Origin of the sequence: Microcoleus sp. PH2017_35_SFW_U_B, from assembly GCF_020737865.1 — a bacterium.
Classification (GTDB): domain Bacteria; phylum Cyanobacteriota; class Cyanobacteriia; order Cyanobacteriales; family Microcoleaceae; genus Microcoleus.
Genome location: NZ_JAEQDE010000039.1, coordinates 46,559 through 54,854 on the forward strand (window position 1 = coordinate 46,559; position 8,296 = coordinate 54,854).

The window sequence follows — 8,296 nt, forward strand, 5'->3', positions numbered from 1 at the left end:
TGCGATCGTGGCTGGTAAGTATCATTACAATGAGATGAAAGATTAACCATGAAAACCCCCGTTGAACTTAACGAAGAGTTGGTTAAAGAAGCCTTTCGCTTAACCAATTTCAAGACAGAACAAGAACTGATTGACTTTGCTTTGCAAGAATTAATTCGCACCCGTAAAAAGCGAAACCTACTGGATTTAAGCGGACAAATTCAATTTTCGAGCGACTACGATTACAAAGCCTTGCGGGAAAACCGAAGCGAAGCATCTCCGTTGAAATGCGTAAGTCATAATTATGAAACACATTGACAATTTAACCATCCATCGGTTCCGAGGCCTGCGAGATTTAACCTTGCAGGGCTTGGGCCAGATCAACATTTTGGTTGGCGGGAATAACTCAGGTAAAACCAGTGTTTTAGAGGCGATATCAACCTATTGTCAGCCGTTGGATATCGGAGAATGGTTGAAAACAGCAGGGCGCCGAGAAATCAAGGCCTCTCCCAAAATTCCATTAGATGCTTTCAAGTGGTTATTTCCTCAAAAGAATGAAGTACCTAAACCCATTCTTTACCTAGGGGAAACCTATATTTCTGGGAATGGTAGCTTCCAAGTTGTAGAATCTAGGGCAGTCTATAATGAGATAGAAATGCTATTTCAATCAGAAAAAGATATCGAAGATAGCACTGAAGATTGGCTAGAATCTTATGAAGATCTTGAATATAAGAGTATACGTGGTGCCAACATAGAACTCAAAGCAATACTTCGCGATCCGCCAGAAGGTATCGTACTTTTCTTAGGGAATGAAGTATCAGAAAATTTTGAAATATGGCCACGTCAAAGGCTGATAAGTCAGTCTAATCATTTATACCCAAGATTGCCAATTAATATGGTCACACCTGTTTCTCACAGGATGGAAAAATTAGAGTCTCATCTTCTATCGCAGGCAATACTACGGGGATTGAAAGACGAGGTAATTAAATTACTTCAGATTGTAGATGCGGAAATAGTAGACTTGGAAATTTTATCACTTGGAGAGTTTAGTCCAAGTATCTATATCAACCATAAAGTATTAGGATTTTCACCATTAAGCTCTTTTGGTGATGGAGTACGTCGCTTGCTATTTATTTCTTTAACATTGGCAAAAGTCAGAGGTGGAGTGTTGCTAATTGACGAAATAGAAACAGCAATTCATACTGAAGCACTTCGCAGTTCCTTTGCTTGGATTGTGCAGTGGTGCAAGCAGATGAATGTTCAGTTATTTGCAACTACCCACAGTTTAGAAGCAATTGATGCGATGTTGGATGCTAGCGATTCGGAGACGGATGTAGTTCTTTATCGTTTAGAGAAACAAGAGTCACAAACTAAAGCAGTTAGAATTCAACGGGAAAGATTGCAAAGATTGCGGGAGGATTTGGGTCAGGAGGTGCGCGTGTGAAATACGCCATTATTGGAGTATAAGGGCCTCATGACCAGGCATTTACAGGGAAGGTTCTGAAGCTTTTGGGTTTTAAAGATTTTAGAGAAGAGTGGAACAAATTGGATAAGTTGACAAGATTGGATATGTCAAAAGAATTGGAAAGTAAATTTGACAAATTTTGGCATAAGTTTATTCCCCGTTATCCCAAACAAGGAGATTTGTACAAACGTCTTGATATGCCATCTATTTTGTTTAATGATACTGTCTCCGTAGTAATTTATGCTGGTGAAGGAACCAACCTTGTTACTAATCTAGATGATATATTATCTAATAATTCTGAGTATCAAACAAACTTGTCGGCATTTGGCATAGTTACCGATTGTGATAATAAGTCAAATCCCAATAAAATTGTTTCAGAATATACTAATAAATTCCGCAACTACTTTCCTGATTTGCCCGATCGAGCGGGTGTTGTCAATTCTAATAGCCCGCGTACAGGAATTTATATTTTGCCAGATAACGCTTCGCCCGGTGTGTTGGATACTTTGCTGTGTGAGTGCGGACAGATAGCTTATCCCGCGTACATGAAAAGAGCTAATTCTTATCTAGATTCTTATCTAGATGAGTTTTCCGATCTCGATGAATTTTCTCAAAAAGAGATAAGATCTTTAAACTGGAAAAATTTCGATCGCGAAAAAGCTTTAGTTGCTACTGTTGTCAGTGTTCTCAAACCGGGGAAGACTAATACAACAAGTATTGCTGATAATAATTGGGTGAGTAAAGAGACACAGCAGCAGGTTCCTGCTTTGGCAAATTTTATTGAGTTTTTGAGGCAACTTTTGGAGTTGAGTTGATAAACACGATCGAATCTGGTACATTGTACGCAATATCTGTAAGGACACAGCAATGCTGTGTCCCTACTGGGGAACTTTTGAAAAGTGCGATCGACCTCCACAATCATTCTTACCAGTAACGAGTTAAAATCCGAATCACCTCACCCGCTAGAGGCGACGGTACAGGCGGACTCCACTCTCCAACTTGTGCAAAACCCAAAACGTGCAGCAGATTAACAATGCTGTCTACCCCTTTGGGAACGCCACACAACAACAAACGAATCGGTTTTTTGCCTTGAGGTACATCAGGAATTTCTTCCCGGAGCAGTTCGGGAACGGACTTGGGCTGTGATATCATAGGGTTTGAATTACACGAATAGTGGAATTGCGATCGCCCTTAAGTTTTCTAGGCCAGGGGGCGATCGCTTTTCCGTTTGTACATCCTGAGTCTAGTTCAATCGCTGCCGCTTGTCAAGCGTAACGACAATTTATATTGTCGTTACGGCAATTTAAGGAAAATTGAAGGTTGCAGAATGGTAACATCAGCTTGCAATATCATGGCCAGCAGTTGAGTGTCAGCAGTGATTCGTTGGAAATTGGCAGTTGTGATGGCCGATCGCAATATCAGCAATAAAGAATTGGCTACTTTAATTGGGATGCACCCCACATCTGTGTCGAAAATCAAAACCCGTCGCCGACTCACCCGAATCGACGAAGCAACCCTCAGCGCTTTGTGCAGAGCACTGAATTGTCAGCCGGGGGATTTAATGGTATATGAAGAGGACGAGCCCGATCGCGAAAAATGACATCGTTGTTTACTGTTATTTCAAAATTATTATTAAACCGCAGAGGACACAGAGAACACGGAGGAAGAGAAGAGAGAGATGAATAATAAAGACACAATTATTTCCCATCTCTAACTAACTCTCTTTCCCCTCTTTTCTCTGCGCCCTCTGCGCCCTCTGCGGTTAATAAAAACAAATCTCAGTGTCACAGCCAAGCATATGCGTTACCTTAGTTAATTAACGCACTCCCCAACAAAATTCATGCTTCCCCGCATCCAAGAACTAGCAACCAGCCTCGCCCCCCGCTTAATCGAAATTCGCCGCCACATCCACTCGCACCCCGAACTCAGCGGCCAAGAACATCAAACAGCGGCCTATGTAGCCGGAGTTTTGGCATCTAGTGGAGTTCGCGCCACTGAAGGAATCGGCAAAACCGGCGTCATCGGCGAACTCAAAGGTAATAGCAACGAGTCCCGGTGGCTGGCAATTCGCACCGATATGGACGCTTTACCGATGCAAGAACGCACCAATTTAGAGTTTTCCTCGAAAAACCCAGGAGTCATGCACGCTTGCGGCCACGACATCCACACCACCGTCGGTTTGGGCGCGGCGATGATATTAGCTCAGTTGGAAGAAAAATTACCTGGTCATGTCCGCTTCTTGTTTCAGCCGGCAGAGGAGATAGCCCAAGGCGCGCGCTGGATGATTGCAGATGGGGCGATGAAAGATGTTGATGGCATCCTCGGACTGCACGTTTTTCCGACGATTCCCGGCGGTTCGATCGGCATCCGCCACGGGGCACTGACAGCGGCGGCAGATGACCTAGAATTGATTGTGATGGGTGAATCTGGGCACGGTGCGCGTCCCCACGAGGCGATCGATGCAATTTGGATTGCTTCTCAGATTATTACTACTTTGCAGCAGGCGATTAGTCGCACACAAAATCCGTTGAGGCCTGTGGTTTTGACGATCGGGCAAATTAGCGGCGGACGTGCACCAAATGTGATTGCCGATCGCGTAAAATTATTGGGCACGGTGCGATCGCTCCATCCTGAAACCCACGAAAAACTGCCGGCTTGGATCGAACAAATTGTGTCTAGCGTCTGCGCGACTTACGGCGCTAAGTACGAACTCACCTACAAGCGCGGTGTACCGGGAGTCCAAAACGATCCAAAACTTACCCAATTACTCGAAGCGGCGGCTTTGGAAGCTTTAGGGCGATCGCGCGTTCAAATTTTACCAGAACCATCCCTCGGCGCGGAAGATTTTTCGATGTATCTAGAACACGCGCCAGGAACGATGTTTCGTTTGGGAGTGGGATTAACTGACAAACCTAACTATCCCCTCCATCACCCGCAGTTTGAGGTGGATGAAGCCGCGATTGTGACCGGCGCTGTCACTTTGGCCTATGCTGCTTGTCAATATTGGAAACAAAAATAAGTTGTAGGGTGTGTCGCGATCGACAATTCCTCAACGAATAGCGACAATCTAATAGCGACACACCTTACCCAATATTTACTGTATAGCAACCGCCACATCGGTGAGGGCATAAATGACCTGATGAATGGAGACAAGAACCTACAGCATAAACGGTTTGATTGCCGTACTCTGTAACTGTCAACTGCTATAGCTGTAGGGTGTGTCGCGATTTCTCCCGATCGGGGTTCCGGCTTTAAACCAATTCTTTCAGGTAATGAAGAGCTTTATACTATAACTTTAATTACGAATCTTGTAAAACTATCTACTATAACTATTTAAGTCACTGCTAAGAAATGCTAGCCATGACCCAAGCTCCTTCAATCAAAACTGAATATTCGGGATGCGAATTATGATGATGAGTTTAGCTATTATAAACTCGCTATAAACTCATCAGGTGTGACCTTTGCTTGCTTTAGAACACCGCTAAGTGTACCAATTTTTAGCTCGCGGTGGAGTGGCACAACGCAAACAATTTCTCCATCGGGGAGAGCTTTTTTGAGGACAACATGGCTACCCGTTTGCCTAGCTTGATAAAAGCCTAGACGTTCTAGTACGCGAATTACTTCGCTTACTTGATATTCTGGGCAATCTAGGCATAGCTAACCTCTATGCTAGTTACAAACCTGGGAGTGATTTCGTCGGGTAAAGGACACTCTTCGAGATAGAGCCTTGTAGCTGCTTTGAGGTTGGCGATCGCTTCTTCTATGGTTTCGCCTTGGTCAACTGTGCCCACTTCTGGACATTCGGCAATATACATATCTTCTTCTTTGTAAATGATGGCGGTGAAGCTTTGGGTTTTCATTATGGTTTTCGCTTCCATCATCTAAGGTTGCTTGCTTTCTATTACCTAGTGTATCTCGGATGAATAGTTTTTACAAGTATAGGGGGGGAAGATGGGCGATCGCACTTTTTGACAAATTGGGATGTAAGGGCGATCGCCTTGTGGTTATTTTTAAATTGAAAGGCGATCGCTCTATCATCAAAAAATGCGATGCGTCACAGCCTATTTGTCTTCGCCGAATCGCCCCTTTCATTAGGCTAAAACCCGTTGAGTCAGGTTTCAACCCCTCGATAAATCGCAGCGGTTTTCACCCTCCCAGCTTATTTCCGATAGCGACAGGCTACCGGCCAGCATAGCAGAATCCTCAACTGCTGATAAAGTCCGCTGCTGTCAAGCTCGCTGCTGTTAGACGAACACCAGAAGTTGGATTTCGATCCAAAAGTCCAATAATTCGATTAGTTGATTTAACTCGTAGAGCTAGATTTAGATCGCTACCACTAGAGATGGCATTGAATGGAGACGGCGAGGGTTCAAACTGCCTCTCCACAAAAACTGGATTCAACCCAGCAGCTTGAAATGTCAGGACTTCGATGTCAGCAAATGTCAGACCTTTTGGAAGTACAATTTTGTCTTCCCCAGGGAAGAAATCGTTCAGAAAATCTACTGTATTAGTAGCCACTTCATCTTGAATGATAAACCTGTCTCGTCCAGATCCTCCAGTCAGAACATCAAAACCTAAATCTCCAGATAAAATGTCCTCGCCGTCGCCACCCAATAGCCAGTCGTTATCACGCCCCCCAAATATTTGATCGTTGCCACTTCCACCCCTAACAGTATCAGTGCCCGCATTCCCAAACAAAATGTCATCGTCAAGTCCACCGTCAAGAGAATCTGCATCTTTACCACCGTAGAGGGTATCAAACCCGCCCTCACCATCTAGTGAGTCACGCCCCAGATTCCCGAACAGTTCATCATTGCCACCCCTGCCAAAGATCCTATCATTACCCCCCAAGCCCAGCGTTCTGCGGCCCCCATCAGTATCACGAATGACATCATCACCCTCTGTGCCTTGTGCATTAGGAGTATTTGCAATATCGATGTTAGCCATGACTTCTTAGAAATTCCTGAAATTTATTTCGTCCTGAATTCTTAGCATATGTGAAAAAAATACTGAAATCAAGTCAAATCAATAGGATTTAGTAGGGATTCTTTTACCTATCCCGATCGATCTCAGTCGCATAAAGTAGGATTTAGTGGCTGAAATATCAAATAGTAGGATAAGGTAGGATTGCAATAGGCAAAACCCAAACCTCGACTCGACCTATGGACATTCAAGAAGTCTTAAAAATAGCTGACCAAATCCTATTCACTAACACAGGCAAACACCTCAATCACCTACAAGAAGGTATACTGCGCGGTACTTGGCAACGCCAGAAATACCCGGAAATTGCCACAAACTGCCACCGTAGCGAAGCTCATGTCAAGAAAGTCGCAGCACAATTATGGAAGCTTTTATCAGAGATATTAGGTGAAGACATCAATCAATCTAACTTTGGATATACAGTGGAAAGATTGCAATTATCCATAGTTGAATCAAAAATTGGAAAATATTCTGCACAAAATGATAATTCCAGTGTTTTGGGAATAGGGCTGTTTCATTCTCAAGAAAACGATAATTTTGTAGGGGTAGTGTCCCTACGCCGACCCTATTTGTCTACATTTTGTATGTGTTTGAGAGCTCGGGCAGGCACGGGGACACCGCCCCTACAAGAGAATGAAATAGCTCTGGTTTGTGGGAACTATCTTCAATCCTTAGAAACAGCAAAGTTAGAAAAGCAGAATCAGGTGACCTGTAGCAATACTCAGCCTAAAAAACGACTAGACTTATCCGATGCACCAGAACCCAACTTATTCTATAACCCCACATCTGAACTCACCACCCTCAAGCAGTGGATTTGGGAAAACCGCACCCGTCTCATCACCATATACGGCTTATCTGGCATTGGCAAAACGTCACTAACTCTCCAACTAATCCCAGAAGTTCAACATGAATTTGACTATATTATTTACCGCAGTCTCCGCAATTCTCCACCCCTGCAAACCCTGCAAACAAACTTAATTCAATTCGTTTCGCAGCAACAAGAAATTAAATTGCCATCACTTATTGAGCATTTGCGTTCATCCCGCTGTCTCATCATCATTGATGACATACAAACAATTTTCAGCAGCGGACAACTCGCAGGCAATTACCAACCAGGCTATGAAAATTACGGCACATTCTTCAAAGAATTAGCAGCATCATCCCACAACAGTTGCCTAATCCTCCTGAGTTGGGAAAAGCCCAGAGAAATTGCGGCCCTAGAAGGCGAAAATCGTCCTTGTAAATCGCTGCAACTCAACGGTTTGGGCGCGGAAGCACGGGAAATATTCAGAGAGAAAAGATTAGCAGAAGAGGAGAAATGGTCACAACTGATTGACCTTTACCGAGGCAATCCCTTATGGTTAAATATAGTTGCAACTATGATTCAAGATTTATTCGGCGGCAGCGTTTCCGAGTTTCTCTCCTATGATACCCTATTTTTAGGTGATTTAGAATCTCTGCTGCACCAGCAGTGCGATCGCCTATTTGACTCAGAAAAACAAGTGATATCCTGGTTAGCTCGTGAAGCCACACCAGTTGAAATATCCAAATTTTCAGCCAATCTGGAATTATCCCCATCAGCCTTATTACAAGCTGTGCAATCCTTGAGACGGCGTTTATTAATTGAAAAAGTGAAACAAGGTGAGAAAACGCTTTTCACACTCCAGCCTGTATTGATGGAGTATGTGAAAAACCAGTTCCTAAAGGTTGGATAGTTTCAGGCTTCTCATGGGAGGCTAGAAACCGGGTTTCTACGAAATTTTGTGTTTAGTAGCGAGAAATCTACGCAGAAACCCGGTTTCTGAGGACACAACTATTTTTATGGGAGGCTAGAAACCGGGTTTCTACGAAATTTTGTGTTTAGTGGCGAGA

The 8,296-nt window shown here is 43.8% G+C and carries 9 protein-coding genes and 1 pseudogene; 6 read left to right on the forward strand and 4 right to left on the reverse strand.

The features are described from left to right. The first annotated feature begins 48 nt into the window (after positions 1–48). The 3 genes and pseudogenes from JGK36_RS10790 to JGK36_RS10800 form a co-directional block, all read left to right on the forward strand. On the forward strand, positions 49–297 hold the full coding sequence (locus JGK36_RS10790) for a type II toxin-antitoxin system VapB family antitoxin (protein ID WP_293177235.1): 249 nt from the start codon (positions 49–51) through the stop codon (positions 295–297). Further along, entirely contained in the window at positions 284–1,423 is a 1,140-nt protein-coding gene (locus JGK36_RS10795) for an AAA family ATPase (RefSeq protein WP_293196863.1), read from the forward strand. Before JGK36_RS10790 ends, JGK36_RS10795 begins: the two co-directional genes overlap by 14 nt. A 35-nt stretch (positions 1,424–1,458) precedes the next feature. Next, positions 1,459–2,259 (forward strand): annotated as a pseudogene (locus JGK36_RS10800) (DUF3226 domain-containing protein); the annotation flags it as partial. Between the two features lie 109 nt (positions 2,260–2,368). Here JGK36_RS10800 and JGK36_RS10805 read toward each other — a convergent pair. Continuing rightward, complete coding sequence (locus JGK36_RS10805; RefSeq protein ID WP_293177229.1) at positions 2,369–2,596, reverse strand: hypothetical protein; 228 nt, start codon at positions 2,594–2,596, stop codon at positions 2,369–2,371. A gap of 214 nt (positions 2,597–2,810) precedes the next feature. Here JGK36_RS10805 and JGK36_RS10810 point away from each other — a divergent pair, with 214 nt between their 5' ends. Both JGK36_RS10810 and JGK36_RS10815 read left to right on the forward strand, forming a co-directional pair. Further along, entirely contained in the window at positions 2,811–3,044 is a 234-nt protein-coding gene (locus JGK36_RS10810) for a helix-turn-helix transcriptional regulator (protein ID WP_293196865.1), read from the forward strand. Between the two features lie 240 nt (positions 3,045–3,284). After that, complete coding sequence (locus tag JGK36_RS10815) at positions 3,285–4,463, forward strand: M20 family metallopeptidase (RefSeq protein WP_293196866.1); 1,179 nt, start codon at positions 3,285–3,287, stop codon at positions 4,461–4,463. 407 nt (positions 4,464–4,870) lie between these two features. On the opposite strand, the gene JGK36_RS10820 is transcribed toward JGK36_RS10815, so the two are convergent. The 3 genes from JGK36_RS10820 to JGK36_RS10830 form a co-directional block, all read right to left on the reverse strand. Then, complete coding sequence (locus JGK36_RS10820; RefSeq protein ID WP_293196889.1) at positions 4,871–5,062, reverse strand: type II toxin-antitoxin system HicA family toxin; 192 nt, start codon at positions 5,060–5,062, stop codon at positions 4,871–4,873. 29 nt (positions 5,063–5,091) lie between these two features. Beyond that, the gene (locus tag JGK36_RS10825; RefSeq protein ID WP_293196867.1) at positions 5,092–5,304 is read right to left on the reverse strand and encodes a type II toxin-antitoxin system HicB family antitoxin; all 213 of its coding nucleotides are present in this window, start codon (positions 5,302–5,304) and stop codon (positions 5,092–5,094) included. Between the two features lie 343 nt (positions 5,305–5,647). Next, positions 5,648–6,391, reverse strand: a complete 744-nt coding sequence (locus JGK36_RS10830) for a calcium-binding protein (RefSeq protein ID WP_293196868.1) — start codon at positions 6,389–6,391, stop codon at positions 5,648–5,650. 215 nt (positions 6,392–6,606) lie between these two features. On the opposite strand from JGK36_RS10830, the gene JGK36_RS10835 reads away from it, so the two are divergent. After that, positions 6,607–8,139 carry an NB-ARC domain-containing protein gene (locus JGK36_RS10835; protein WP_293196869.1) on the forward strand — a complete coding sequence of 511 codons (1,533 nt, stop codon included), beginning with the start codon at positions 6,607–6,609 and terminating at the stop codon, positions 8,137–8,139. The last annotated feature ends 157 nt before the right edge of the window (positions 8,140–8,296 follow it).

Bases quoted from the DNA above. Each gene is read 5' to 3' on its own strand.
- JGK36_RS10815 (WP_293196866.1), top strand. From the start codon at position 3,285: ATGCTTCCCCGCATCCAAGAACTAGCAACCAGCCTCGCCCCCCGCTTA.
- JGK36_RS10795 (WP_293196863.1), top strand. From the start codon at position 284: ATGAAACACATTGACAATTTAACCATCCATCGGTTCCGAGGCCTGCGA.
- JGK36_RS10805 (WP_293177229.1), bottom strand. From the start codon at position 2,596: ATGATATCACAGCCCAAGTCCGTTCCCGAACTGCTCCGGGAAGAAATT.
- JGK36_RS10825 (WP_293196867.1), bottom strand. From the start codon at position 5,304: ATGAAAACCCAAAGCTTCACCGCCATCATTTACAAAGAAGAAGATATG.
- JGK36_RS10835 (WP_293196869.1), top strand. From the start codon at position 6,607: ATGGACATTCAAGAAGTCTTAAAAATAGCTGACCAAATCCTATTCACT.
- JGK36_RS10830 (WP_293196868.1), bottom strand. From the start codon at position 6,391: ATGGCTAACATCGATATTGCAAATACTCCTAATGCACAAGGCACAGAG.
- JGK36_RS10790 (WP_293177235.1), top strand. From the start codon at position 49: ATGAAAACCCCCGTTGAACTTAACGAAGAGTTGGTTAAAGAAGCCTTT.